This window comes from Cytobacillus firmus (assembly GCF_023657595.1).
Taxonomy (GTDB): Bacteria; Bacillota; Bacilli; order Bacillales; family Cytobacillaceae; genus Cytobacillus; species Cytobacillus firmus_B.
The window spans coordinates 3,891,235-3,917,049 of sequence record NZ_CP098323.1 but is presented as its reverse complement, the minus strand read 5'-3'; the positions used below and the strand labels follow the sequence as shown (position 1 = coordinate 3,917,049).

The window sequence follows — 25,815 nt, the reverse complement described above, 5'->3', positions numbered from 1 at the left end:
TTCGTTGTGATAAAAGTTATTCGTTTGACAGGGAATCATTCTTTGTGATATAGTAGCTAAGGTAAATTGAATACAGTTTGAGGAAAAGAAGAAGCACCCGCTTCTCACCTGATTGACGCAAAGCGCAGTTGGCAGGTTTTACGTGAACATTTTCTGTTTATATACGTAAGTGTGGGTGTTTTCATCCGCACTTTTTTATTTGGTTAAAAACAGCTCTGATTCCGTCACGGAAGAGAAATGTTTCATAACTTGCGATTCAGCTTTGGTCCGGTGCAGCTTACAGCTTTAAAGTTGTCTGCTAAGCAGGCGCTTGCGCTTTTCTTGACCCAAACGTTGTGTTCGCATTAAACCTTGGAGGTGTCTAGCTATTAGCAAAGATATGTTGTTAAACGAGGGCATTCGCGCCCGCGAAGTCCGTCTTATTGACCAAAACGGCGAGCAGTTAGGTATTAAATCAAAATTCGACGCACTTGAAATCGCTTCTCGTGCCAATCTTGATCTTGTTCTGGTTGCACCGAGTGCGAAGCCTCCGGTAGCCCGTATCATGGACTACGGAAAGTTCAAATTCGAGCAGCAGAAGAAAGATAAAGAAGCTCGCAAAAACCAGAAGATTATCAGTATTAAAGAAGTTCGTCTTAGCCCGACTATTGAAGAGCATGACTTTAATACTAAACTTCGCAATGCTATTAAATTCCTTGAAAAAGGCGATAAAGTAAAAGCATCGATCCGATTCAAAGGTCGTGCCATTACGCATAAGGAAATTGGCCAGCGTGTACTAATTCGATTCGCACAAGCATGCAATGAAGTTGCAATAGTGGAATCACATCCAAAAATGGATGGCCGAAGCATGTTTATGGTCTTAGCACCGAAAAACGACAAGTAAGAGGAGGAATTCCCAATGCCAAAAATGAAAACTCACCGCGGCGCTGCTAAGCGTTTCAAAAGAACAGGTTCTGGTAAACTGAAGCGTTCTCACGCTTACAGAAGTCATATGTTCGCGAACAAATCTCAAAAGCAAAAGCGTAAGCTTCGCAAAGGAACTCTTGTTTCTTCAGGCGATTACAAGCGCATCCGTAACTTATTAGTAAATCTTAAGTAATATCTCGAAATTAGGAGGGAAATAATATGCCACGTGTAAAAGGCGGTACAGTTACTCGCAAACGTCGTAAAAAAGTCATCAAATTAGCTAAAGGTTATTTCGGTTCAAAACATACATTATACAAAGTTGCTAACCAGCAGGTTATGAAATCCCTAATGTATGCTTACCGCGACCGTCGCCAGAAAAAGCGCGACTTCCGCAAACTTTGGGTTACTCGCATTAACGCAGCAGCTCGCATGAACGGTCTTTCTTACAGCCGTTTAATGCACGGTTTAAAGCTTGCTGGCATCGAAGTTAACCGCAAAATGCTTGCTGAATTAGCAATTGCTGACGAAAAAGCATTTGCTGAATTAGCATCAGTTGCAAAGCAGCAGCTTAGCAAGTAATAATTTATACAATAGCCATTCCCTAGGGGGATGGCTTTTTAATTTACTTTTTATGGACAGAAAGCTTCTTTTTCATTTAAGCTCAATACAGACTTAATACATATAAAGGAGAAAGCTCATGATTAAAACAATTGCTCTTATCTATCTGATCATGAATGTGATTGGCTTTTACCTGATGAAGCTTGATAAAGAAAAAGCAAAACGGAATGAGTTCCGTATAAGTGAGAAGAACCTCTGGATCACAGCCTTTTTGAGCGGGGCAGCGGGAATGACTTTGGGTATGAAGACCTTCAGGCATAAAACGAAGCATGTTCAGTTTAAATGGGGACTGCCTTTTTTGGCATTGCTTGAAGCAGGGCTGCTATTGTACCTGGTTATTCAATTGTCATAAACAGTCAGTGCCATCCATAAGCTTTAGGGAACAGCAGGAAAGTCATCGGGGAGAGGTGAAGGCATGAATGATCAATTGACTTTATTGTTTGCTATGGCAGAGACTGCTGGAATTCTTGCTCCCATTGCTTTTATCTTTTTTCATATCATCCGGCAGTTTCTATTTATTCCGGTCCCGCTTGTCTGCATAACAGGGGGAGTTCTTTTTGGCAGTTTTTTTGGCTCTGTTTTCTCTCTTGCAGGGTTAATGATCAGCAGCATTCTATTTTATTTTCTAATCACAAAAATGCCGGGGACGCATGAAAAGCTTTCTTTATTAAAGAAGCGGTGGTTTGGAGAGTATCGGAATTTAACTGTCGGCCAGGTTGCAGTTTTAAGGCTTATCCCTTTTATTCATTATCATTTGCTGAGCTTTTGCCTGATGGAAAGAAACAAGGGATTTAATCAGTTTCTTAAAAATTCATGGATCACTAATTTGCCGCTGGCTGTTTTTTATACCGTTTTCGGAGAATTCATCAGCAGATTTACTCCTTCAATGATTGTCCTGATTTTGCTGTCACTTTCTGTTTTAGTATTTGTACTGAGGGAAAAGGTTACAGTTATTAAATGGAAGGAATTCTTCAAAACAGCATAAAAAAAACGTTCGGGGCTGCCGAACGTTTTTTAAAGATGATCTTTAATTTCCTCGCCTGGAGAAGCTGTTTTGTGCATGAACTCCTTCACAGGGCTTTTCCAGTCAATTTTTGCAGTAGGATAGGCCTCGGTTATCTTTCTTTCAATAAAAAGAAAATCCTCCCTTACCATCCCTTTAAGGGCCGATGTATTGTGCGGCCAGAGGAAAATGGAGACCACATCAAAAGCATTATCAGTGGTACCCAAATACTTTTCACCTTCAAACAAAACCCCTTTATACGTAATCAGGAAGTTCTTCCTGACATTTTCCTGGTCATCCCAAAAATAATATCGTTTCTGTTCGTGGGCAAGCTCTAGCTTTCTCTTGGAATTGAGCAGATATTTTACCGCTGTGTATATAAGAAAAAGAATCAGAGCAAACAATAGCATACGCAGGAGCCACATAGTAACCAGCCCTCCATCTTTATTTTCCTTACTATACGGATGAGATTAAAAAAAGTTTCAACTTTTTTGCGATTTGTTATAATTTTTTTGATGGGCATTATAATGTAAGTTAATCATTAATTTCAAATAGGACGGTGGAAAATGAATTATCAGCAATTATTCCAAATGCAAAAAGGGCTGGACAGCCATATAGAATCAAACCATGGTTTAGAGGAAGCAGATTTATTTGACCGGAAGATACTGGCGCTGCTTGTTGAATTGGGAGAGCTTGCTAATGAGACAAGATGCTTTAAGTTTTGGAGCCTTAAGCCTTCCTCCCCTCAGGATACAGTATTGGAGGAGTTTGTTGACGGTATACATTTCATTTTATCGCTTGGAATTGAATGCGGATTTGACGGGGATAAGGACCTTACTGTTCCTGTGGAAAAGACGGTTTCAGTGAATGGCCAGTTCTTGTCTGTTTATGAAGCTATCGGAAAGTTTCGGACCAGCCGTTCTTTAACAGATTATAAAGAGCTTATTGCAGTTTACTTACATCTGGGGGAAATGCTTGGATTTAACTCTTCGCAAATAGAAAAAGCATATATAGACAAGAATGAAGTAAATTATAAGAGGCAGGCTGAAGGATATTAAGTAATTTTTCCGCCTGCAGCCTGAGGGATTATCCGTCTGATAATTCTTTATATTGAATCCGATGTTCGGTATAATATGATTAAATAAATATTAAGGGAGTCGAAATGATGGCTAAATTAGATGAAACATTAACGATGCTTAAAGAATTAACAGATGCGAAAGGAATACCGGGAAATGAGCGCGAACCGCGCGAGGTTATGAAAAAATACATAATAGCCTATGCTGATGAAGTGACAACAGATGGACTGGGGAGTCTCATTGCTAAAAAAACTGGCAAAGAAGGCGGCCCGAAGATTATGGTAGCCGGCCACTTGGATGAAGTTGGATTTATGGTAACAAACATTGATGATAAAGGTTTCATCCGCTTCCAGACAGTTGGCGGCTGGTGGTCACAAGTTATGCTGGCACAGCGGGTGACGATTGTAACATCGAAAGGAGATGTTACCGGGGTAATTGGTTCAAAACCGCCGCATATTTTATCTCCGGATGCTCGCAAGAAACCTGTTGAAATTAAAGACATGTTCATTGATATTGGTGCTTCAAGCCGTGAAGAAGCGAAAGAATGGGGCGTAAAACCTGGTGACATGGTGGTTCCATATTTTGAGTTTACGGTTATGAATAATGAAAAAATGCTTCTGGCGAAAGCCTGGGATAACCGCATTGGCTGCGCAATTGCCATAGACGTGCTCAAGCAATTGAAAGATGCTGAACATCCAAATGAAGTTTATGGTGTAGGAACGGTACAGGAAGAAGTTGGTCTTCGCGGAGCCCGTACTTCTGCGCAAAAAATCGAGCCGGATATCGCATTTGGTGTAGACGTTGGAATCGCAGGCGACACACCGGGAATTTCTGAAAAAGAAGCCATGAGCAAAATGGGCAAAGGTCCGCAAATTATCCTTTATGATGCATCAATGGTCTCTCACAAAGGCCTGCGTGACCTTGTAACAGACACTGCAGATGAACTGAATATCCCTTATCAATTTGATGCCATTGCTGGTGGAGGAACAGATTCAGGAGCCATTCATGTTACACATAATGGAGTTCCATCCCTTTCAATCACCATTGCAACACGGTACATCCATTCCCATGCAGCAATGCTTCACCGCGATGACTATGAAAATGCAGTAAAGCTGATTGCTGAAGTGATTAAGAAGCTTGACAGGGAAACTGTTGATAAGATTACATTTGAATAAAATGAAAAAACTCCGGCTCTTTCCGGAGTTTTTTTTCGTTTTATCGCAGTCTAACGGGCAGTAAGACCCCCACTTCAAAACTCAGAGGAATCAAAGGAGGATAAGTGGGGGTCAAACTGCCCGTAAAGGCCCGATTGGTGAGATACAGTGAAACTTGCCTACGCGCAGGCAGAGGCTTAGTTGAACAAATCGGGTTCGTAGTGTCGATTGATCGAAGCGCTAGCGGAGATCTTAGCGACACTAGAACGCGACTAACAATCAGTGGGGGATAAGGAAAACCCCCACTGATTGAAGTTTCACTTTATTTAAGACTGCTCTCCAAGGTTTGAAGCATTTCCAGCTTGTCTTCTTCAGAGGAGTTTTTCCAGATTACCTCAAATAATACACCTAAGCCAGGCAGCATTTTTTCTTCCCCATTTTGAATGGCATCCACGATTGTATCTTTCAGTTCATCTTGAGAGTTGCCTGATACATTGTGTAAAATGGCATTGCGCAGGTTTAAATTCACCTTAATGCACTCCTTCCAGATTTAATTCGTTATTATCTTCTCTAATTTTGCTTTTATTATGTATTTCAAATAAGCTATAATGAAAAAACTGTACAGAAAAATTCCGGTTGTACGGGATTTTCTTTAAAAGGAGAGACCGTGTTGAAGCATATACAATCTGCAAAAAATCCAAAAGTTAAAGAATGGAAAAAACTTCTGGCCAGAAAAGAGCGTGACAAAACAGGTACCTTTTTAGTTGAAGGTTTTCATTTGGTGGAAGAAGCACTTAAAGCCAATCAAATAGCAGAAATAATCATTAGTGAAAATAAAAATATGCCTCCCGGCTGGGATTATGGCGACATCCCTGTAACAATGGTTACTGATGACATCATCGGACTGCTGGCGGATACGGAAACACCACAGGGAATTTTTGCTGTCTGCAGCCAGGAGCCATCCACTGAGGAAGTGAAAGGAAAACAGTTTTTATTAATTGATGCCGTACAGGATCCCGGCAATCTGGGCACGATGATCAGGACGGCAGATGCTGCTGGAATTGATGCTGTTATTGTAGGTGAAGGCAGCGTTGACGCATATAACCCAAAGGTGCTCCGCTCTGCACAGGGCAGCCACTTTCATTTGCCGATTTTAAGAGGAAATCTTTCTGACTGGGTCGTCAGATTGAAAGAAAGTAATGTACCTGTCTATGGAACCGCTTTGGAAAATGCCCGGGAATACACACGATATGAGTCCTCTGATTCCTTCGCACTTCTCGTTGGAAATGAAGGGAACGGGGTAAATAAAGAACTCCTCGCTAATACAGCAGCAAACCTTTATATACCGATATTCGGGAAAAGCGAATCACTCAATGTGGCGGTGGCTGCCGGAATTCTTCTTTATCATCTAAGAAAATAGAAAATGGGCGGCAATTTTATGAAAACCGTTTGAAACAGCCTTAAGAATGTAATATAATTAACAGCAAAATTATAAAAATAAAACGATGACGGAGACCAGTACCTTGCAGTCAGCCTTTTCAGGGAGAAAATGCCTAAGACTGAAAGCATTTTTACAGGAAATGCAAGAGAAGTTTCACCTCCTGAGTTGGCATCGGGACCATTGAAAAGTAATGTTGGCGCTCTGCTGAGCGAGCCGCTTCCCTTTTCGATGTAAAGATGTACCGGCATAAGCCGTTATCCCAATGAAGTGAACACGTGCATGAAGTACATATATGTGTTAAAAAGGGTGGTACCGCGAAACCTCGTCCCTTTATGGGGATAGAGGTTTTTTATTTTGGCCAAAAAAGTAAAAGTATTAATTTCAAGGAGGATTTTTAGATGCAAGAGCGTTTAAAGGAACTGCAAACTGAAGCGTTAGAAAAGATCAGCACAGCCGCTGATTTAAAAGAGCTAAATGATATCCGTGTATCCTATTTAGGCAAAAAAGGCCCGATTACTGAAGTGCTTAAAGGAATGGGGAAATTGTCTGCGGAAGAGCGTCCAAAAATGGGGGCCCTTGCGAATGAAGTCCGGGACAGCATTGCTGCCGGAATTGAGAAAAAGCAAAAGCACCTGGAGGAAGCGGCTGTTCAGGAAAAACTGGCTGCAGAAAAAATTGATGTCACTCTTCCGGGAAGACCTGTTAAATCAGGAAACCACCATCCGCTGACACGAATAATTGAAGAAATTGAAGATTTGTTCATTGGAATGGGTTATACAGTAGCTGAAGGCCCTGAAGTTGAAAAAGATTATTATAATTTTGAAGCATTGAATCTTCCTAAAGGCCATCCTGCCCGGGATATGCAGGATTCCTTCTATATTACAGAAGACATTCTTCTTCGAACCCATACTTCGCCGGTACAGGCAAGAACAATGGAGAAGCATGAAGGCAAGGGACCAGTTAAAATCATTTGCCCTGGTAAAGTATATCGCCGTGATAATGACGACGCTACTCACTCCCACCAGTTCATGCAAATAGAGGGCCTTGTTGTAGATGAAAACATCCGAATGACTGATTTAAAAGGAACATTGGAAGTCTTTGCAAAGAAAATGTTCGGTGATGACAGGGAAATCCGTCTTCGTCCAAGTTTCTTCCCGTTTACAGAGCCATCAGTGGAAATGGATATTTCCTGTAAGATCTGCGGCGGAAAAGGCTGCAGCGTATGTAAAGGCACTGGCTGGATTGAAATTCTTGGTGCCGGAATGGTTCATCCAAATGTCCTGGAGATGGCAGGCTTCGACTCTAAGAAATACACAGGCTTTGCATTCGGAATGGGTCCTGAGCGAATTGCCATGCTGAAGTATGGTGTAGACGATATTCGTCATTTCTACACAAATGATGTGCGTTTCTTGAAGCAATTTTCAATTCATGAATAATTAGAAAGCCCGGAGCTGGACAATAACTAAGGAGGATCACAAATGTTCGTTTCATATAAATGGCTGCAGGAATATGTTGATTTATCAGGCGTTACACCTGCAGAGCTTGCAGAAAAGATTACTAAAAGCGGTATTGAAGTTGAAGGCGTAGAGGTTTTGAATGAAGGCATCAAAGGTGTGGTTGTAGGGCATGTCCTTGAAAGGGAACAACACCCAAATGCCGATAAACTGAATAAATGTTTAGTTGATACAGGTGCTGGTGAGCCTGTACAAATCATCTGCGGTGCCCCAAATGTGGATAAGGGACAGAAAGTGGCCGTGGCTACAGTAGGAGCTGTTCTTCCAGGCAATTTTAAAATAAAGCGTGCCAAGCTGCGCGGCGAAGAATCGAATGGAATGATCTGTTCGCTTCAAGAGCTCGGCATTGAAAGCAAGCTGATTGCAAAGGAATACTCTGAAGGCATTTATGTTTTCCCTAATGATACAGAGGTTGGCCAGGATGCTCTTGAGCAGCTTAATCGTGACGACCAGATTCTGGAGCTTGGATTGACACCTAACCGTTCTGACTGCTTAAGCATGCTGGGTGTTGCATATGAAGTGGCAGCTATTTTAGGAAGGGACGTAAAGCTTCCTGCACCTCAAGCTGAGACTTCTTCCGAGAGGGCATCTGATTACATTGATGTTCAGGTGGACGCAAAGGAAGATAATCCTCTTTACGTTGCGAAAGTAGTAAAAAATGTAAAGGTTGGCCCGTCTCCTGTATGGATGCAGGCGCGTTTAATGGCAGCAGGCATTCGTCCTCACAATAATGTGGTGGATGTCACAAACTACATTTTGCTTGAATACGGGCAGCCGCTGCATGCTTTCGATTATGACCGGCTGGGATCGAAGCAAATCCTTGTCCGAAGAGCAAATGATGGCGAAGTGATTGTTACTCTTGATGATGCAGAGCGTGAGTTAACATCAGATCATCTTTTAATAACAAATGGGACAGAGCCAATTGCACTTGCGGGTGTCATGGGCGGGGCAAATTCTGAAGTGCAGCCTGACACTAAAAATGTGATTATCGAATCAGCTTATTTTAAAGGTGCAACAGTAAGAAAAGCATCAAAAGACCATGGCTTAAGAAGTGAAGCAAGTGCCCGCTTTGAAAAAGGTGTGGATCCAAACAGGGTTAGAGCTGCTGCAGAAAGAGCTGTTCAACTGCTTGCACAATATGCGGGCGGAGAAGTACTTGAAGGTTCTGTAGAAGCTGATGCACTGCAAGTGAAACCTGCCGTGGTGTCTGTAACACTTGAAAAAATCAATCGTGGCCTTGGCACGGAATTATCCATGAAAGAAGTAGAGGATATTTTTGCCCGTCTTCAATTTGCGACGAATACTGATAACGATACAATTACGGTTACAGTTCCCACTCGCAGAGGCGACATCACGATTGAAGAAGACCTGATTGAAGAAGTTGGCCGTTTATTTGGCTACGATAATCTGGCATCGACTTTGCCGATTGGATCGTCTACACCAGGGCATCTTACCCAATACCAGAATAAACGCAGATTGGTCCGCCGCTTTCTTGAAGGTGCGGGGCTATATCAGGCAGTAACTTATTCATTAACAAATGAAGCAAAAGCGGCTCAATATGCACTGGAAGAACGCAAGCCTGTGCAGCTGGCAATGCCTATGAGTGAGGACCGCAGCCTGCTTCGGTTAAGTATTGTTCCTCAGCTTCTGGAGGTATTAAAATATAATTCGGCACGCCAGAACGACAGCCTGGCTGTTTATGAAACAGGAGCAGTGTTCCTCTCCAATGGAGAAGAGGAATTGCCTGAAGAGCGTGAGCATCTTGCCGGTGCGGTTACTGGCCTATGGCACAGCCATCCATGGCAGGGAGAAAAGAAGCCGGTTGATTTTTACGTTGTAAAAGGTATCCTTGAAGGGTTATTTGAAAAGCTGGGACTTTCTGATAAAATTGAATTCCGTCAAGCGCAAAAGGATGGAATGCATCCTGGCAGAACAGCAGAAATATTGCTTTCCGGGGAATCAGTGGGATTTGTCGGCCAAATCCATCCAACTGTCGAAAAAGAACTTGATTTGAAAGAAACCTATGCATTTGAGCTTTCATTAAAAGCGATTTTGGAAGAAGAAGTTTCACCTTTGCAGTATGAAGCTATTCCGCGTTTCCCTTCAATCACAAGGGATATTGCACTTGTGGCAGATCAGGGAACAGCAGCAGGCGAGCTTAAAGGGATCATTAAAGAAGCTGGCGGCAAATTATTAAAAGACGTCCATGTTTTTGACTTGTACGAAGGCGAACGGATGGAGCCAGGCAAAAAATCGCTTGCTTTCTCCCTTAAGTACTTCGACCCTGAACGTACTCTGACGGATGATGATGTAACAAAAGCGCATGACAAAGTATTAGAAGCTGTGAAGGAAAAAGCCGGAGCAGTATTGAGAGGATAAATTGAGGAAGGCAGCCTAGGGGCTGCCTTTTCTTTGTTTGGCCGATAAACTCTGATTATTAGCCGAAAAGTACTCAATGGGATGAAGGTCTCTTAAACTGTAAAAAAGCATCCAATCTCCTTAGATTGGATGCTTCATTATCAGTTATATTTCCTGTTATACAGCTTCATTGCCTTTTCAGTATTCGCAAAGTGCAGTTTTACAAAAGAAGGCAATACCTCTCGTCCTTTTTCCTTGATAAGCCGGGCAGCCGCCTCATCAACCTTCGGACCTGCACCTTTAGTGAGCCGAAAACCGGCCTTTGTGCTCAGGTTTTCAAAGTGGCGCACAAACGCATACCGTGCCAGGATGGATGCTGCTGCAACAGCCAGATGAATTCCTTCAGCTTTTGTACTGAAAAAGACACGCTCCCTCTGTATGGTCTGCTGGTTTTTCAAATAGTTGAAGTAAATCTCTTCCTTGGCAAATTGGTCAATCAGAATGGCTTCAGGCTTTTCAGGAGAGATTTTCCCTAATACATGCCCGATTGCCTGATTGTGCAGCAATGCTTTGATTTTCCCCTGCGACATCCCTGATTGCTGAAGTTTATTATATTTTTCATTATGCAGTGTTAACAGGCTGTGGGGAACGATATCTTTGATCTGCTTTGCGATTTCAATGATTTTTTCATCTCCCAGATTTTTTGAATCCTTAACTCCAAGCTCCTTCAGCAAAGGAATTTGATCTTTCTTTACGTAAGCTGCAACCACCGTAATGGGGCCAAAATAATCCCCGGTACCCACTTCATCTGAACCAATAACAGAAAGGGAACTGATATTTTCAGGCAGGCTGGCTGCGGCAGGGCTGGCTTTTTTGCTGGGCTGTGCACTGCGGGCGGTATCTCCCCACTTTTTAGCCTCTGCTTCACATCCGCTCCCTTGGAAGAGAACCTTTCCTGATTTATAGGCAGTGATCGAACATCCTGGCACTTTTGCAGCAAATACGCTTCCTGGAGGCTGCTTGTCATTTAGGCTGCCTGAATAATGGGCCTTCATTTTTGAGATTTCACTTGTTTTTTTTAAAAGTACTACCTGGCTCATATTAATTCTCCTCATCTTAGTGTACTGTTGAATTTATTCCTTTATTTGGAAAAACCTTGCATTAACTGAGCTCATCTGACATGCTTTGACTTCCCACCAATATGCGTTCGTGTTATGATATTGATTAGGATTCTTTAAAGAAGGGGGCATGGACGTTGTCAGAGATACAAAGAAACCGAACAAGTGTAGATATTTATGGACAGCAATATGTAATAGTTGGCTCAGAAAGCTCCAGCCATGTTCGCCTTGTCGCTTCGCTGGTTGACGATAAAATGCGTGAGATCAGTTCGAAGAATCCTTCACTCGACATTAGTAAGCTGGCCGTGCTGACCGCAGTCAATGCAGTTAATGATTATATAAAGCTAACAGACCGTCTGGAACGGCTGGAAAACGAATTAAATAGAGTAAAGGACGGAAAGTAGTCATGCTGGATCTTGCAATTATTATTATTTTGGTTTTTGGTTTTTTAATAGGCTTGAAAAGAGGGTTTATCCTCCAATTAATTCATTTGACCGGATTCATTATTGCTTTCATTGTTGCCCGTATGTATTACGGTGAGCTTGCGCCTAAGCTGACCTTATGGGTGCCATATCCAAGCTTTAGCAGTGACTCGGCGATTAAGACGTTATTTGAGAATGGGGATCTTGAAGATGCTTACTATCGCGCCATTGCATTTGTCGTGATTTTTTTTGCGGTAAAAATATTACTGCAGATTATTGGAAGCATGCTCGATTTTGTTGCTCATCTCCCGGTCCTGAAACAGCTGAATGTTTGGGCTGGCGGAATTCTCGGATTTATCGAAGTCTATCTTATCATGTTTATTCTATTATACATAGCAGCACTCGTTCCAATCGAAGTCCTGCAGGGGCCGATCAATAATTCATTTATGGCAGAATTAATGGTTAAGAATACGCCTGTTCTCTCTAACCAGCTCAAAGAAATGTGGGTTGAATATATGGCTGCGTAACTTCTCTATTTCTAGAGAAGTTTTCTTTTTGAAAGACTGTTTATAAGTTTTGTGGATTAAAATCTACAAACCAGCTAATTCAACTGAGTTGGTTGGAGCGGAGGATGCTTGATCCTCGAAAATGCGTGCGGTGTTGCTCAGGGAAGGTTATTCAATGTCCTGCGGGAGGCTCCCGTTCCTCCCCGCGGAAAGCAAGTATCCGCAACGGAAAACAACCGGCAATGTTAAAAGGGAAAATAACTTATTTAAGTAAGAGGCTTTAGAGATAGCCATGATTTGAAGTTGCACTGCAAAATAAGAGATAATACGGATACGAATACAGTTACGGGCAGGTGGTTTTCATGAGTATAAATAAAAAAGATGTTGTCAGACTTTTAGAAACAATCGCTGTTTATATGGAGTTAAAAGGAGAAAATCCGTTCAAAACTGCCGCCTTCCGAAAAGCGGCACTCGCACTTGAATCAAATGATGAAAGCTTGACTGAAATCAATGATTTTACAAAGCTATCCGGCATCGGAAAAGGAACCGCTGCTGTTATAGAGGAGTACATCAAAGAAGGTAAGTCTTCTGTTCTGGATGAACTGAAAGAAGAAGTCCCTGCCGGATTAATTCCTCTGCTTCAGCTCCCGGGACTTGGCGGCAAGAAAATAGCCAAGCTATATAAAGAGCTGGGTGTCGAAAATGCTGCAGACCTTGAGGAAGCGTGCCGCAATAAGAAGGTCCGGGGACTGGCAGGCTTCGGGGAAAAATCTGAAGATAAGATACTCGCTGCCCTTGAAAATGCAGGAACCAGACCGGAACGGCTCCCGCTTGCATTCATGCTGCCGATAGCAGAAGGCATAGAAGCAGCCCTGGCTGAAATGAAGGATATAGAAAAGTATTCAAGGGCAGGAAGCCTAAGGAGAATGAGGGAAACAATCAAAGACCTCGACTTTATCATAGCTACTGACAATCCTGCTTCTGTCAAAGAACAGCTATTAAGTCTAGCCGGCGTCAAAGAAGTAATTGCTGCAGGAGATACAAAGGTTTCCGTTGTCTTTCAGCACTCCTATGATATATCGGCCGATTTCCGATTAGTTGAGCCGCATGAATTTGCCACAACACTTCATCATTTTACTGGATCAAAGGACCATAATGTCAGAATGCGCCAGCTCGCAAAAGAGCGTGGGGAAAAAATCAGTGAATATGGAGTCGAAAATACAGAAACAGGTGAAATTCTTACGTTTAATAATGAAGAGGAATTTTACGCGCATTTTGGGCTTCCGTTCTTCCCTCCTGAAATTAGGGAAGATGGGAAAGAAGTAGATGAATATACGCAAGACATGGAGCTCATTTCTCTTGAAGATATTAAGGGTGATCTTCATATGCACTCAACCTGGAGTGATGGCGCTTATTCCATAGAGGAAATGATCGAAGCGTGCCGTGCCCGCGGCTATAAATACATGGCTATAACAGACCATTCCCAGTACCTGAGAGTGGCGAACGGTTTGACAGCCGAAAGGCTTCTCAGTCAGAAAGAAGAAATAAAGCAGCTTAATGAGCAATTCGATGATTTCACCATATTATCAGGGGTAGAAATGGATATTCTGCCTGACGGATCGCTCGATTATGACGATGAACTTCTGGAGGAGCTGGACATTGTCATTGCTTCCATCCATTCTTCTTTTTCACAGCCGAAGAAAAAAATCATGGCCCGCTTGATAACGGCGCTGCAGAATGCCCATGTTGACATTATTGCCCACCCTACGGGAAGATTGATCGGCCGCAGGGAAGGCTATGAAGTAGACATGGAAATGCTCATCGAGCTCGCCAGGGAAACAAATACAGCCCTTGAGCTGAATGCAAATCCGAACCGGCTTGATCTTGCTGCCGAACATATCAGACAAGCTCAGGAAGCCGGTGTGAAAATAGTGATTAATACAGATGCACATAAAATAGACACTTTAAATCATATGGAAATCGGTGTTTCTGCGGCAAAGAAAGGATGGATCAAGAAAGAATCCGTTCTAAATGCCTTAGAAACAGAAGATTTGCTCAAATTTCTGAGAGAACGCCAGTAAGAAAATTGAGCATGAAAGGGGAAAGTCCTCATGCAAGAAAGAGTATTGAAGATACTTGAGTTCAATAAAGTGAAGGAACAGCTGCTGGAACATGTTTCTTCATCCTTGGGAAGAAAAAAGGCCTTAAATATTCTTCCTTCAACTGACTATGAAGAAGTAATCCGCAGGCAGGAAGAAACAGATGAAGCTGTAACAGTGCTTAGAATTAAAGGGAATGTACCTCTTGGCGGCATTTTTGATATCCGTCCTCATGTGAAGCGGGCGGTTATTGGCGGAATGCTTAGTCCCCAGGAACTTAACCAGATATCCAGCACGATTCATGCAAGCAGGCAGATGAAACGATTTATCGAGGAATTTGCCGAGGAAGAAAGCAGTCTGCCGATCCTGTTGGGCTATACAGATAAAATTATTGTTCTGGCCGATTTGGAAACATCTATCCGCAATGCGGTCGATGACAATGGGGAAGTTCTTGACAGTGCGAGCGAGACTCTCCGTTCCCTTCGAAATCAGCTTCGTACAAAAGAATCCCGTGTAAGGGAGCGGCTGGAGAGCATGATTCGGTCTTCCAGCGCACAAAAAATGCTTTCCGATGCGATTATAACCATCCGAAATGACCGGTTTGTCATACCGGTTAAGCAGGAATACCGGGGCCATTATGGAGGCATAATCCATGACCAAAGTTCATCCGGCCAGACATTATTCATTGAGCCCGCGTCCATTGTTCAGCTGAACAATGAATTACAGGGCATCAGGGTAAAAGAACAGCAGGAGATTGAACGGATACTTATAGCGCTATCAGGACAGACAGCTGAGAATAGCAGTGAACTGGAAACCATTGTAGATGTGCTCGGAGAAGTCGATTTTACGTTTGCGAAAGCCAGATACAGTAAACGCATAAAAGCCTCCAAGCCAAAAATTAATAATCAAGGGAAAATTTCATTATTCAAAGCCCGGCATCCGCTTATTCCAATTGATGAAGTGGTGGCAAATGATATAAAGCTGGGAGATGATTATTCAACCATAGTCATAACGGGACCTAATACCGGCGGTAAGACAGTTACCTTAAAAACAGTAGGGCTTTGCACATTGATGGCACAGGCCGGTCTGCAAATTCCGGCGCTTGATGGTTCTGAAACGGCTGTCTTCGGCAATGTTTATGCTGATATCGGAGATGAACAGTCAATTGAACAAAGCTTAAGTACCTTTTCTTCTCATATGGTTAATATCGTGGATATTCTTAACCAGGTTGATTTCAATAGTCTGGTTTTATTCGATGAGCTCGGTGCAGGCACAGACCCGCAGGAAGGTGCAGCTCTCGCGATTTCCATTCTCGATGAAGTATATAAGCGGGGTGCAAGAGTTATTGCCACAACTCATTACCCTGAACTGAAAGCCTATGGCTACAACAGAGAAGGAGTTATCAATGCCAGTGTAGAATTTGATATTGAAACGCTAAGCCCAACCTATAAGCTGCTGATTGGGGTTCCGGGCCGAAGCAATGCTTTTGAAATATCCAAACGGCTTGGGCTCAATGATCAAGTGATTGAGACAGCACGATCCTATATCGGAACAGATACAAATCAGGTTGAGAATATGATTGCTTCACTGGAGGAAAGCCGCAGACAGGCAGAGGCTGATATGGAAGAAGCCAATGACTTTTTAAAAAGCGCTGAAAAACTCCATAAAGATCTGCAAAAGCAAATGGCTGAATTTTATGAGCAAAAAGATGCTATGCATGAGAAGGCTGCAGAGAAAGCTGGAGATATCGTTGAGAAAGCCAAGGCTGAAGCAGAAGAGATTATCCGTGACTTAAGAAAGATGCGGATGGAGAAACATGCTGAAGTGAAGGAACACGAGCTAATTGAAGCAAAGAAACGCCTCTCAGATGCTGCACCCCAGATGAGCACAGCCAAAAATAAATTAAAGCCCAAGAATACTAAGCACGTTTTTGAAGCAGGAGATGAAGTTAAAGTTCTGAGTTTTGGGCAAAAAGGACATTTGCTTGAAAAGGTGTCTGAGAACGAATGGCAGGTTCAGATTGGTATCCTGAAAATGAAAGTGGCCGAAAAGGATCTGGAGTACATTAAAAGCCCAAAACCTGTGGAAACAAAACCAGTGGCAACGGTGAAAGGAAGAGATTTTCACGTCAGCCTTGAGCTTGATTTACGGGGCGAGCGCTATGAAAACGCGCTCTTAAGAGTCGAGAAATATTTAGATGATGCCCTGCTGGCTGGATATCCCCGTGTCTCAATCATTCATGGTAAAGGGACCGGTGCATTGAGGCAGGGTGTTCAGGAATATTTGAGAAATCACAGATCTGTAAAGAAAATCCGGTTTGGTGAAGCTGGAGAAGGCGGTACAGGGGTTACAATCGTTGAATTCAAATAAGCTTCCCTTCCCCTTATGATTATTCAAAGGGGAAGGGGATTTAATACCGGCGGGGAGAATATAAATGAAAGAATTTTGGGAAAATGAGTTTATCCAGACAGCTGCTTATTACAGTGTTGTCATTTTGTGTATGATTGTTTTTTTAGCCGTTTTTGAATTAGTCACCAAGTATCGCAATTGGGACGAAATAAAAAACGGGAATCTTGCTGTAGCGATGGCGACCGGCGGGAAAATTTTTGGGATCGCCAATATCTTCAGGCACTCCATTATGCATAATGATACCTTGCTGACAATGATTACCTGGGGAGTTTTTGGCTTCTTTCTTTTGTTAATAGGCTATTTCATATTTGAATTTTTAACACCAAAGTTTAGAATAGACGAAGAAATTGAGAATAATAACAAAGCTGTCGGCTTTATTTCTATGGTGCTGTCAATCGGTTTGTCTTATGTCATTGGTGCAGGTTTAGTATAAGGAGAGAATTAACATTGGAAAAGTTAGCAAAGGTTCTGCTGGTTCTTAGCGGATTATTTCTTCTTATTGGGGCCATTTATATATTTTTCATTGCATAATGTTTTTGTGAAATAGGGAAATGAAGAAATCGCCAATTCATATGGCGATTTTTTTTATTTTATTCATTAGAAGAATATTACAGATAGAGTGGACAGCCTATGCAAAAATTTCTTCCTAAGTGGAAGGTCTTATTCTAATTGTCATAGATCCAGCATTATATTATAATAAGAACGAACAGTTAGAATGTTCAAAAAGTTCAGTAGGAGGATATCGCTTTTCTGAAGTTTTAGCAAGAATGAAGGAGGGACAAAATGGCAGAAGCAAAACCATGGCTTAAGCAATATCCGGAAGAAATCCCCTCAACTTTGTCATATCCAAAACAGCCGGTACAGGATTATTTGAAAAATGCTGCAGAAGAATTTCCGGAAAAAATAGCAATCCACTTTATGGGGAAGGAATTCACATATAAATATATATACGAATCTTCCCTGAAGCTAGCTGCATATTTGCAGAGTCTTGGAATTCAAAAGGGAGACCGTGTAGCGATCATGCTTCCGAATACTCCTCAGTCCGTTATCAGCTATTACGGAATTCTGATGGCTGGCGGGATTGTTGTCCAGACAAATCCGCTGTACATGGAACGGGAACTGGAATACCAAATGAAAGACTCAGAAGCAAAAGCGATCATTACAATGGATATCTTATTTCCCAGAGTGACCAAAGTGATGCCGCATACAGAATTGAAGCATATAATTGTAACGGCAATCAAAGATGCACTTCCATTCCCTAAAAATTTAATATATCCTTTTATCCAGAAAAAACAATATGGAATCGTTGTTAATGTAAAGCATGAAGGTCATAATCATTTGCTGTCAGAAATATTAAAAAGACCGGCTGAGCCTCTTAGAATCCATGACTTTGATTTTGAAGAAGACTTGGCATTATTGCAGTACACAGGCGGCACGACCGGTTTCCCTAAGGGTGTCATGCTATCTCACAGCAACCTGGTATCCAATACAGCGATGTGCAAGGCCTGGCTTTATAAGTGCAGGCGCGGCGAGGAGACGGTGCTTGGCATACTTCCATTCTTTCACGTGTATGGAATGACAACAGTCATGATTTTATCTGTAATGGATGCGCATAAAATGGTCCTTCTCCCGAAGTTTGATCCCGAAACTACCCTGAAAACCATTCATAAACAAAGGCCGACCTTATTTCCTGGAGCGCCTACTATTTACATTGGGTTATTGAACCATCCGGATATAAAAAAATATGATCTATCTTCTATAGACTCCTGCATTAGCGGATCTGCTGCCCTGCCAGTTGAAGTCCAGCAGAAATTTGAAGAAATTACAGGAGGCAAGCTTGTAGAGGGCTACGGTCTGACTGAATCATCACCTGTTACACATGCAAACTTCTTATGGGACCGCCCCCGCGTCAAAGGCAGTATAGGTGTCCCATGGCCTGATACAGATGCAGCAATTTTCTCACTGGAGACAGGAGAAGCACTTCCGGCAGGAGAAGTTGGCGAAATTGCGGTTAAAGGGCCTCAGGTAATGAAAGGCTATTGGAAACGCCCCGAAGAAACGGACCAGACCTTAAGAGATGGCTGGCTGCTCACAGGTGACCTGGGCTATATGGATGAGAAGGGATATTTCTATGTAGTGGACAGGAAAAAGGATATGATTATTGCAGGAGGATTCAATATTTACCCGCGTGAAATAGAAGAAGTGCTATATGAGCATCCAGCAGTACAGGAAGTGGTTGCTGCCGGAATACCGGATCCTTATCGAGGAGAAACAGTAAAAGCTTATATTGTGCTGAAGGAGGGAAAAGTGGCAACGGAAGCCGAACTGGATCAGTTTGCAAGAAAGCATCTGGCAGCTTATAAGGTTCCACGGCTATATGAATTCCGCAGAGAGCTTCCTAAGACAGCAGTTGGAAAAATACTGAGAAGGGCGTTAGTGGATGAAGAAAAGAAGAAATTTAAAGAAGAAGAGGAAAAGCGGGCTTAGCTTCAGAGACCGATTTTCAATCGGCTCTTTATTTTTGAATCAATAAGCTTGTCCAGATATAAAGGAAATGTAATAATAAAATATATTTAAAGGGAAATTCTTGACACGAATGAATTGTCCTACTATTATAAAAATATGAATGATGATTCATTCATTTTAATTTAAAAATAATAAACCAAGTGGATTGGCTGATCCCGGCAGCAGGAAAGGAATTTACCCGCACTGCTGCCCGTTAGAAATCAATGCCCCGTTTATCGCAGTCTAACGGGCAGTAAGACCCCCACTTCAAGACTCAGAGGAATCAAAGGAGTATAAGTGGGGTCAAACTGCCCGTAAAGGCCCGATTGGTTCAACTAACAATCAGTGGGGGTTAAGGAAAACCCCCACTGATTGAAGTTTCACTTTATTCTGAAAGGAGGGAGCCACATGAAAAAAACAAAGCCTAAATACCGGCAAATTATTGATGCTGCTGTAGTTGTGATCGCTGAAAACGGCTATCACCAGGCTCAGGTATCAAAAATTGCCAAACAGGCTGGTGTCGCTGATGGCACGATCTATTTATATTTTAAAAACAAAGAAGATATATTAATATCCCTCTTTCAGGATAAAATGGGCTACTTTGTTGAGAAAATTGAGGAAAAAATTGCAGGAAAAGAGAAAGCTGCAGAGAAACTATTAATGATGGTAGAATCGCACTTTAAAATGCTCTCGGAAGACAAGCACCTGGCAATTGTAACCCAGCTCGAGTTGAGGCAGTCAAATAAGGACCTGCGCCATAAAATTAATGAGGTGCTCAAAGGTTATCTCACTTTAGTGGAAAGGATTCTTGATGACGGCAGGGAGAGCGGCGAATTCTCAGCTGACCTGGATATCAGGCTGGCGCGTCAGATGATTTTTGGCACTATGGACGAAACAGTGACCACATGGGTAATGAATGAGCAGAAATATGATCTTACAGCATTGGCAGGACCTGTTCATAAGCTTTTAATCAGCGGGTGCGGAAAACCTTGAAAATGTTAAAGTGCTCAATAATATAGTAGGAGGGATACGATGGAATACCTTAAATGGTCCCATAACGACTTCGTAGCGACGATTACAATTGAACGTCCGCCTGCGAATGCTCTTTCATCAGGTGTATTAAAAGAGCTTTCAGCTGTACTGGATGAAGTTGAAGATAATAGTGAAGTTAGAGTTATTCTAATTCACGGAGAAGGCAGGTTCTTTTCAGCAGGAGCTGATATAAAAGAATTTACAACTATTGAAAGCGGAGAGGATTTTTCAAGCTTAGCGACCTATGGACAGAATCTCTTTGAGCGAATGGAAAAGTTCCCTAAGCCAATTATTGCAGCCATTCATGGTGCAGCACTTGGCGGAGGCCTGGAGCTTGCGATGGGCTGTCACTTCCGTCTTGTAGCTGAAAACGCAAAGCTCGGTCTTCCGGAGCTTCAGCTTGGATTGATTCCCGGTTTTGCCGGAACTCAGCGGCTTCCCCGCTATGTAGGTACTGCTCGTGCAGCTGAAATGCTGTTCACAAGCGACCCGATCACCGGGCTTGAAGCAGTTCAATATGGTTTGGCTAACCATGCCTTTCCTGAGGAGCAGCTTTTGGAAAATGCCTATAAAATGGCAAAGAAAATAGCGAAGAAGAGCCCAGGCTCCATTAAGGCGGCTATTGAGCTATTAAACTTCGGAAAAACAGGACAATTCTACGAAGGTGTAAAGAAAGAAGCGGAATTGTTTGGAGAAGTATTTGTATCTGAAGATGGGAAGGAAGGCATATCTGCATTTATTAATAAGCGGGAGCCAAACTTCACCGGAAAATAGCAGTTAAAAGAATTGAGCTGAAAGATTACATTCATTCTAATAATCTATTATAATAGACATGTAAGCGTTTGATTTAATCTTCAGAAGATTCATTGGTTAAATTATGGTCTGTGAACGAGCGCCCGCTCAATTTTAAAATAAGCGGGCAGTTCCAAGCAGATGAACCTTTCTGTACGCATTAAATATTTTCAATCTTTCGAAGTGAAGAAATGTTTTAATTAATGGCTTTGTTATATGACAATGCTTAATTACTAGGAGGGAAATCATGAACATCTACGTATTAATGAAGAGAACATTTGATACTGAAGAAAAAATTACAATCTCCGGCGGCAAAATCAATGAAGATGGCGCTGAATTTATCATTAATCCCTATGATGAATATGCAATTGAAGAAGCAATCCAGGTTCGTGATGCGAATGGCGGAGAAGTAACAGTTGTTTCTGTGGGAACAGAAGAAGCTGAAAAGCAGCTCCGTACCGCTCTTGCGATGGGTGCCGATAAAGCTGTTTTAATAAATACAGAAGATGACGTTGAGAATGGGGATCAGTTCACGACGGCAAAAATCTTATCTGAATTCCTGAAGGACAAAGAGGCTGACTTAATCATTGCTGGAAATGTAGCAATTGATGGGGGTTCCGGACAGGTTGGACCGCGTGTAGCAGAGATTTTGGGAATTTCATATGTAACAACGATCACTAAGCTTGATATTAATGGCAGCTCTGCCACAGTAGTGCGTGATGTTGAGGGGGATTCAGAAGTAATTGAGACATCTCTTCCATTATTGGTCACTGCCCAGCAGGGTCTGAATGAGCCTCGCTATCCATCCTTGCCAGGAATTATGAAGGCGAAAAAGAAGCCTCTTGATGAGCTTGAGCTTGACGATCTTGATCTTGATGAGGACGATGTTGAAGCTAAGACAAAGACAATTGAAATCTATATGCCGCCTAAAAAAGAAGCAGGAAAAGTTCTTGAAGGCGAATTGGAAGATCAAGTTAAGGAACTGGTGAAGCTTCTTCATACTGAAGCTAAAGTTGTCTGATCATCATAACTGATTAATAATAACACAGGGGGTAAAACATATGGCTAGAAAAGTATTAGTGTTAGGTGAAGTCCGTGACGGTTCATTGCGTAATGTATCCTTCGAAGCTGTTGCAGCCGGTAAGACTGCATCAGAAGGCGGAGAAGTTGTAGGAGTTTTAATTGGTGATTCTGTAAGCGCTTTAGCTAATGAAATGATTCACTATGGTGCTGACCGTGTTGTAACTGTTGAAGATGAGAAGCTGAAGCAGTATACGCCTGATGGTTTTTCACAGGCTCTAATGGCTGTGATTGATTCTGAAAGTCCGGATGGCCTTATTTTTGGGCATACAGCAATGGGGAAAGATCTTGCTCCTAAAATTGCTGCCAAGCTTGAGTCTGGTTTAATCTCTGACGTAACAAGCCTTGAAGAAGCAGGCGGCAATCTGGTCTTCACACGCCCGATTTATTCAGGAAAAGCTTTTGAAAAGAAGATTGTGACAGATGGCCTTCTTTTTGCCACAATCCGTCCAAATAACATAGCTCCTTTGGAAAAGGATGAATCAAGATCAGGAGATGTTGCTTCTGTTGCAGCAGAAATCAAGGATCTTCGCACAATCATTAAGGAAGTTGTCCGCAAAGCGAGTGAAGGCGTTGACTTATCCGAAGCTAAGGTTATTATTGCCGGCGGCCGCGGTGTTAAGAGCGAGGAAGGCTTTGAGCCATTAAAAGAGCTTGCTTCTGTTTTAAACGGAGCTGTAGGTGCATCACGAGGAGCTTGTGATGCTGATTATTGCGACTATTCACTGCAAATTGGACAAACGGGTAAAGTGGTAACACCAGACCTGTATATTGCATGCGGTATCTCCGGAGCTATTCAGCACTTAGCGGGTATGTCCAATTCCAAAGTAATCGTAGCGATTAACAAAGATCCGGAAGCCAATATCTTTAAGGTAGCTGATTACGGTATTGTCGGAGACCTGTTTGAGGTTGTTCCACTGTTAACAGAAGAGTTCAAAAAGCTTAAAGTAAACGCATAAAGTACAAATGGGCGGCAGATGGCCGCCCATTATACATAAAGTCCATAATAAAGAAAGCGAATAATCTGCTTTACATAGGGTAAATTACGATCGAGCAGATTATTCGCAACATAGTATAAACGATGATATACTGTCGTTAGTATTTGAGTTAAATTTTAGGAGGCATATCAAATGGCTATTACACACGCAACTGACCAAAATTTCACTGCTGAAACTGGTTCGGGATTAGTATTGGCAGATTTCTGGGCTCCATGGTGCGGCCCTTGTAAAATGATCGCTCCTGTATTGGAAGAACTTGATTCTGAAATGGGCGATAAAGTCAAAATTGTAAAAATCGATGTTGACGAAAACCAGGAAACCGCCGGCAAGTTTGGCGTAATGAGCATCCCAACTTTGATCGTACTAAAAGACGGTGAAGTGGTGGATAAAGCGGTTGGCTTCCAGCCGAAAGAAGCTCTTGCTGAATTACTTTCAAAGCATGCTTAATCTATAAGAAATTTCCCGGTGTCCCATGCGGACATCGGGATTTTTTTATCGCAGTCTAACGGGCAGTAAGACCCCCGCTTCAAGACTCAGAGGAAACAAAGGAGGATAAGCGGGGATCAAACTGCCCGTAAAGGCCCGATTGGTGAGATACAGTGAAACTTGCCGACGCGCAGGCAGGGGCTTAGTTGAACCAATCGGGTTCGTAGTGTCGATTGATCGAAGCGCTAGCGGAGATCTTAGCGACACTAGAACGCGACTAACAATCAGTGGGGGATAAGGAAAACCCCCACTGATTGAAGTTTCACTTTATCATGTGTGTTTAGCAGTTATGCTGCAGGATTACCAGCTGATATAATAAGATGGGGATGCAGTGCTTTTATGCGGACTAAGCTTCCTGAGCAGCTTGTATGCCAAGTGATTATGAAAATTTTAAATATATGTTATATAAAATCTTTCCTAAGGAAGCCTTTCAATTAGAAAAATATAACCGGGGAGGTGGAGTGCCATGAATGAAACGATAAAAAATAAACTGATGCTGCTGCCTGCGCAGCCAGGCTGCTATTTAATGAAAGACAGGCAGGGGACCATCATCTATGTGGGGAAAGCCAAAATTCTCAGAAACCGGGTCAGGTCCTACTTTACAGGCTCACATGACGGGAAAACATTAAGACTTGTTAATGAGATCGTGGACTTTGAGTACATTGTCACATCTTCAGATATGGAAGCATTGATTCTTGAGATGAATCTGATCAAGAAATATGATCCCAAATATAATGTAATGCTGAAGGACGATAAAAGCTACCCTTTTATCAAATTGACGGCCGAACGCCATCCCCGTCTGATAACAACCAGAAAAGTAAAAAAAGACAGGGGAAAATACTTTGGACCTTATCCCAATGTGCAGGCTGCCAATGAAACAAAAAAGCTGCTCGACCGTATTTATCCTCTCCGCAAATGTTCAACTCTTCCGGACAGAGTTTGCCTTTATTATCACTTGGGCCAATGTCTTGCACCTTGCGTAAAGGAAGTAAGTGCAGATCAATATAAGCAAATGACAGATGAAATTGCGAAATTCTTAAATGGCGGATACAAAGAGATTAAAAAAGACCTTACTGCAAAAATGACAGCCGCTGCAGAAGAATTGGACTTTGAACGAGCAACAGAGCTCAGAGATAAAATTGCCCATATAGATGCAACGATGGAAAAGCAAAAAATGACGATGACAGATTTTACAGATCGGGATGTATTTGGCTATGCGGTTGATAAAGGGTGGATGTGTGTCCAGGTCTTCTTCATCAGGCAGGGCAAGCTGATCGAACGGGATGTATCAATGTTCCCGATTTATAATGAGCCGGAAGAAGAAATTTTAACGTTCCTCGGCCAGTTTTATACTAAAGCAAATCATTTTAAACCACGTGAAATATTGGCACCCGATTCCGTTGATGCAGTCATGGCAGAACAGCTTCTTGATGTGAAAGTGCTAAAACCGCAGCGCGGGCAAAAAAAGGACCTGGTGAAGCTTGCTTATAAAAATGCAAAAATTGCTCTCCAGGAGAAGTTCTCTTTAATAGAGCGTGATGAAGAACGGACTATTAAAGCTGTTGAAAATCTGGGTGATCAGCTTGGAATTTATACTCCTCACCGGATTGAAGCCTTTGATAATTCAAATATCCAGGGGTCGGATCCCGTTTCTGCCATGATCGTCTTCATTGATGGCAAACCGGAGAAAAGAGAGTACCGAAAATATAAAATAAAGTCCGTTAAAGGTCCTGATGATTATGAATCCATGAGAGAAGTCACGCGACGCAGATATACAAGAGTACTGAAAGAAGAACTGCCGCTTCCGGACTTAATCTTGATTGATGGAGGAAAAGGGCATGTTGAAGCTGTAAGGGATGTGCTAGAAAATGAACTCGGTCTGGATATTCCGATTTCAGGCCTGGTGAAGGATGAGAAGCACAGAACTTCACAGCTTTTATATGGTAATCCGCTTCAAATTATTCCACTTGCAAGGAACAGCCAGGAATTCTACCTGCTGCAGAGAATTCAGGATGAAGTTCATCGCTTTGCGATTACTTTTCACCGCCAGCTTCGCGGAAAAAGTGCCTTTCAGTCTATTCTGGATGAAATTCCGGGCATAGGCGAAAAGCGAAAGAAACAGCTGTTGAAGGCCTTTGGGTCTGTAAAGAAAATGAAAGAGGCATCAATTGAGGAGTTTAGAAAAATAGGCATTCCTGCGATTGTTGCAGAGGAGTTAAAGCAGAGGCTTGAGGAACAAAATGGAAACTCTGAGTCTTAAATGGATATAGACATAAAAAGTCAGACATGTTATACTAA

25 protein-coding genes and 2 other annotated features are annotated in these 25,815 nt (G+C 42.3%); of the genes, 22 read left to right on the top strand and 3 right to left on the bottom strand.

Going from position 1 to position 25,815, the window contains the following annotated elements; all coding sequences use genetic code 11:
• Positions 1–79 precede the first annotated feature (79 nt).
• Positions 80–203 (top strand) — a sequence feature (ribosomal protein L20 leader region).
• A 176-nt stretch (positions 204–379) separates the two neighbouring features.
• The 5 genes from infC to NAF01_RS19815 all read left to right on the top strand — a co-directional run bounded on the left by infC (position 380) and on the right by NAF01_RS19815 (position 2,509).
• On the top strand, positions 380–883 hold the full coding sequence (infC, locus tag NAF01_RS19835) for a translation initiation factor IF-3 (RefSeq protein WP_048008086.1): 504 nt from the start codon (positions 380–382) through the stop codon (positions 881–883).
• Between the two features lie 15 nt (positions 884–898).
• Positions 899–1,099: a 50S ribosomal protein L35 gene (gene rpmI / locus NAF01_RS19830; RefSeq protein WP_009333215.1), complete on the top strand. Its 201-nt coding sequence runs from the start codon at positions 899–901 to the stop codon at positions 1,097–1,099.
• A gap of 26 nt (positions 1,100–1,125) precedes the next feature.
• Positions 1,126–1,485: a 50S ribosomal protein L20 gene (rplT, locus tag NAF01_RS19825; RefSeq protein WP_009333214.1), complete on the top strand. Its 360-nt coding sequence runs from the start codon at positions 1,126–1,128 to the stop codon at positions 1,483–1,485.
• A 118-nt stretch (positions 1,486–1,603) separates the two neighbouring features.
• Positions 1,604–1,876, top strand: a complete 273-nt coding sequence (locus tag NAF01_RS19820; RefSeq protein WP_048008087.1) for a DUF1294 domain-containing protein — start codon at positions 1,604–1,606, stop codon at positions 1,874–1,876.
• A gap of 63 nt (positions 1,877–1,939) precedes the next feature.
• Positions 1,940–2,509 carry a TVP38/TMEM64 family protein gene (locus NAF01_RS19815; protein WP_135148158.1) on the top strand — a complete coding sequence of 190 codons (570 nt, stop codon included), beginning with the start codon at positions 1,940–1,942 and terminating at the stop codon, positions 2,507–2,509.
• A gap of 29 nt (positions 2,510–2,538) precedes the next feature.
• Here NAF01_RS19815 and NAF01_RS19810 read toward each other — a convergent pair whose 3' ends face one another.
• Positions 2,539–2,952 carry a hypothetical protein gene (locus tag NAF01_RS19810; protein WP_048008089.1) on the bottom strand — a complete coding sequence of 138 codons (414 nt, stop codon included), beginning with the start codon at positions 2,950–2,952 and terminating at the stop codon, positions 2,539–2,541.
• Between the two features lie 141 nt (positions 2,953–3,093).
• Between NAF01_RS19810 and NAF01_RS19805 the strand changes: the two genes are divergently transcribed.
• Positions 3,094–3,585: a dUTP diphosphatase gene (locus tag NAF01_RS19805; RefSeq protein WP_048008090.1), complete on the top strand. Its 492-nt coding sequence runs from the start codon at positions 3,094–3,096 to the stop codon at positions 3,583–3,585.
• 107 nt (positions 3,586–3,692) lie between these two features.
• On the top strand, positions 3,693–4,778 hold the full coding sequence (locus NAF01_RS19800; RefSeq protein ID WP_250802502.1) for a M42 family metallopeptidase: 1,086 nt from the start codon (positions 3,693–3,695) through the stop codon (positions 4,776–4,778).
• A 301-nt stretch (positions 4,779–5,079) separates the two neighbouring features.
• Here the strand turns inward: NAF01_RS19800 and sspI are convergent, their stop codons facing one another.
• On the bottom strand, positions 5,080–5,286 hold the full coding sequence (sspI, locus tag NAF01_RS19795) for a small acid-soluble spore protein SspI (RefSeq protein WP_035330267.1): 207 nt from the start codon (positions 5,284–5,286) through the stop codon (positions 5,080–5,082).
• A gap of 141 nt (positions 5,287–5,427) precedes the next feature.
• Between sspI and NAF01_RS19790 the strand changes: the two genes are divergently transcribed.
• The 3 genes from NAF01_RS19790 (at position 5,428) to pheT (ending at position 10,091) form a co-directional block, all read left to right on the top strand.
• Positions 5,428–6,177, top strand: coding sequence for a TrmH family RNA methyltransferase (locus NAF01_RS19790; RefSeq protein WP_048011920.1), 750 nt, complete (start codon positions 5,428–5,430; stop codon positions 6,175–6,177).
• Positions 6,178–6,253: 76 nt separating this feature from the next.
• Positions 6,254–6,531, top strand: a binding site (T-box leader).
• A 65-nt stretch (positions 6,532–6,596) separates the two neighbouring features.
• A complete protein-coding gene (pheS, locus tag NAF01_RS19785; protein ID WP_048011922.1) occupies positions 6,597–7,634 on the top strand; it encodes a phenylalanine--tRNA ligase subunit alpha in 1,038 nt (345 codons plus the stop codon).
• Positions 7,635–7,676: 42 nt separating this feature from the next.
• On the top strand, positions 7,677–10,091 hold the full coding sequence (gene pheT / locus NAF01_RS19780) for a phenylalanine--tRNA ligase subunit beta (protein WP_226618255.1): 2,415 nt from the start codon (positions 7,677–7,679) through the stop codon (positions 10,089–10,091).
• A gap of 140 nt (positions 10,092–10,231) precedes the next feature.
• Here pheT and rnhC read toward each other — a convergent pair whose 3' ends face one another.
• Positions 10,232–11,170 carry a ribonuclease HIII gene (rnhC, locus tag NAF01_RS19775; protein ID WP_250801010.1) on the bottom strand — a complete coding sequence of 313 codons (939 nt, stop codon included), beginning with the start codon at positions 11,168–11,170 and terminating at the stop codon, positions 10,232–10,234.
• 155 nt (positions 11,171–11,325) lie between these two features.
• Between rnhC and zapA the strand changes: the two genes are divergently transcribed.
• The 12 genes from zapA (at position 11,326) to uvrC (ending at position 25,777) form a co-directional block, all read left to right on the top strand.
• Positions 11,326–11,592, top strand: coding sequence for a cell division protein ZapA (gene zapA, locus NAF01_RS19770; protein ID WP_009333202.1), 267 nt, complete (start codon positions 11,326–11,328; stop codon positions 11,590–11,592).
• 2 nt (positions 11,593–11,594) lie between these two features.
• Positions 11,595–12,137 (top strand): CvpA family protein, encoded by a 543-nt coding sequence (locus NAF01_RS19765; protein WP_048011925.1) that lies wholly within the window; start codon positions 11,595–11,597, stop codon positions 12,135–12,137.
• Between the two features lie 341 nt (positions 12,138–12,478).
• Entirely contained in the window at positions 12,479–14,197 is a 1,719-nt protein-coding gene (gene polX, locus NAF01_RS19760; RefSeq protein WP_250801009.1) for a DNA polymerase/3'-5' exonuclease PolX, read from the top strand.
• Positions 14,198–14,227: 30 nt separating this feature from the next.
• On the top strand, positions 14,228–16,585 hold the full coding sequence (locus tag NAF01_RS19755; protein ID WP_226618257.1) for an endonuclease MutS2: 2,358 nt from the start codon (positions 14,228–14,230) through the stop codon (positions 16,583–16,585).
• Positions 16,586–16,649: 64 nt separating this feature from the next.
• Positions 16,650–17,057 (top strand): DUF350 domain-containing protein, encoded by a 408-nt coding sequence (locus NAF01_RS19750; RefSeq protein WP_048011928.1) that lies wholly within the window; start codon positions 16,650–16,652, stop codon positions 17,055–17,057.
• Between the two features lie 350 nt (positions 17,058–17,407).
• On the top strand, positions 17,408–19,111 hold the full coding sequence (locus NAF01_RS19745) for a long-chain-fatty-acid--CoA ligase (RefSeq protein ID WP_250801008.1): 1,704 nt from the start codon (positions 17,408–17,410) through the stop codon (positions 19,109–19,111).
• Positions 19,112–19,537: 426 nt separating this feature from the next.
• A complete protein-coding gene (locus NAF01_RS19740) occupies positions 19,538–20,122 on the top strand; it encodes a fatty acid metabolism transcriptional regulator FadR (RefSeq protein ID WP_048011930.1) in 585 nt (194 codons plus the stop codon).
• Between the two features lie 39 nt (positions 20,123–20,161).
• The gene (locus tag NAF01_RS19735) at positions 20,162–20,935 is read left to right on the top strand and encodes an enoyl-CoA hydratase (RefSeq protein ID WP_048011931.1); all 774 of its coding nucleotides are present in this window, start codon (positions 20,162–20,164) and stop codon (positions 20,933–20,935) included.
• 265 nt (positions 20,936–21,200) lie between these two features.
• The gene (locus tag NAF01_RS19730) at positions 21,201–21,974 is read left to right on the top strand and encodes an electron transfer flavoprotein subunit beta/FixA family protein (protein ID WP_163143727.1); all 774 of its coding nucleotides are present in this window, start codon (positions 21,201–21,203) and stop codon (positions 21,972–21,974) included.
• 40 nt (positions 21,975–22,014) lie between these two features.
• Entirely contained in the window at positions 22,015–22,992 is a 978-nt protein-coding gene (locus tag NAF01_RS19725) for an electron transfer flavoprotein subunit alpha/FixB family protein (protein WP_163143725.1), read from the top strand.
• A 171-nt stretch (positions 22,993–23,163) separates the two neighbouring features.
• The gene (gene trxA / locus NAF01_RS19720; protein ID WP_035330252.1) at positions 23,164–23,478 is read left to right on the top strand and encodes a thioredoxin; all 315 of its coding nucleotides are present in this window, start codon (positions 23,164–23,166) and stop codon (positions 23,476–23,478) included.
• Positions 23,479–23,983: 505 nt separating this feature from the next.
• A complete protein-coding gene (uvrC, locus tag NAF01_RS19715; protein WP_197208068.1) occupies positions 23,984–25,777 on the top strand; it encodes an excinuclease ABC subunit UvrC in 1,794 nt (597 codons plus the stop codon).
• Positions 25,778–25,815: the final 38 nt, after the last annotated feature.

Bases quoted from the DNA above. Each gene is read 5' to 3' on its own strand.
- rplT (WP_009333214.1), top strand. From the start codon at position 1,126: ATGCCACGTGTAAAAGGCGGTACAGTTACTCGCAAACGTCGTAAAAAA.
- NAF01_RS19820 (WP_048008087.1), top strand. From the start codon at position 1,604: ATGATTAAAACAATTGCTCTTATCTATCTGATCATGAATGTGATTGGC.
- NAF01_RS19725 (WP_163143725.1), top strand. From the start codon at position 22,015: ATGGCTAGAAAAGTATTAGTGTTAGGTGAAGTCCGTGACGGTTCATTG.
- NAF01_RS19730 (WP_163143727.1), top strand. From the start codon at position 21,201: ATGAACATCTACGTATTAATGAAGAGAACATTTGATACTGAAGAAAAA.
- NAF01_RS19755 (WP_226618257.1), top strand. From the start codon at position 14,228: ATGCAAGAAAGAGTATTGAAGATACTTGAGTTCAATAAAGTGAAGGAA.
- pheT (WP_226618255.1), top strand. From the start codon at position 7,677: ATGTTCGTTTCATATAAATGGCTGCAGGAATATGTTGATTTATCAGGC.
- infC (WP_048008086.1), top strand. From the start codon at position 380: ATGTTGTTAAACGAGGGCATTCGCGCCCGCGAAGTCCGTCTTATTGAC.
- NAF01_RS19750 (WP_048011928.1), top strand. From the start codon at position 16,650: ATGAAAGAATTTTGGGAAAATGAGTTTATCCAGACAGCTGCTTATTAC.
- NAF01_RS19740 (WP_048011930.1), top strand. From the start codon at position 19,538: ATGAAAAAAACAAAGCCTAAATACCGGCAAATTATTGATGCTGCTGTA.
- trxA (WP_035330252.1), top strand. From the start codon at position 23,164: ATGGCTATTACACACGCAACTGACCAAAATTTCACTGCTGAAACTGGT.
- NAF01_RS19735 (WP_048011931.1), top strand. From the start codon at position 20,162: ATGGAATACCTTAAATGGTCCCATAACGACTTCGTAGCGACGATTACA.
- NAF01_RS19745 (WP_250801008.1), top strand. From the start codon at position 17,408: ATGGCAGAAGCAAAACCATGGCTTAAGCAATATCCGGAAGAAATCCCC.
- NAF01_RS19800 (WP_250802502.1), top strand. From the start codon at position 3,693: ATGGCTAAATTAGATGAAACATTAACGATGCTTAAAGAATTAACAGAT.
- pheS (WP_048011922.1), top strand. From the start codon at position 6,597: ATGCAAGAGCGTTTAAAGGAACTGCAAACTGAAGCGTTAGAAAAGATC.
- NAF01_RS19815 (WP_135148158.1), top strand. From the start codon at position 1,940: ATGAATGATCAATTGACTTTATTGTTTGCTATGGCAGAGACTGCTGGA.
- NAF01_RS19765 (WP_048011925.1), top strand. From the start codon at position 11,595: ATGCTGGATCTTGCAATTATTATTATTTTGGTTTTTGGTTTTTTAATA.
- rpmI (WP_009333215.1), top strand. From the start codon at position 899: ATGCCAAAAATGAAAACTCACCGCGGCGCTGCTAAGCGTTTCAAAAGA.
- uvrC (WP_197208068.1), top strand. From the start codon at position 23,984: ATGAATGAAACGATAAAAAATAAACTGATGCTGCTGCCTGCGCAGCCA.
- NAF01_RS19810 (WP_048008089.1), bottom strand. From the start codon at position 2,952: ATGTGGCTCCTGCGTATGCTATTGTTTGCTCTGATTCTTTTTCTTATA.
- rnhC (WP_250801010.1), bottom strand. From the start codon at position 11,170: ATGAGCCAGGTAGTACTTTTAAAAAAAACAAGTGAAATCTCAAAAATG.
- polX (WP_250801009.1), top strand. From the start codon at position 12,479: ATGAGTATAAATAAAAAAGATGTTGTCAGACTTTTAGAAACAATCGCT.
- NAF01_RS19805 (WP_048008090.1), top strand. From the start codon at position 3,094: ATGAATTATCAGCAATTATTCCAAATGCAAAAAGGGCTGGACAGCCAT.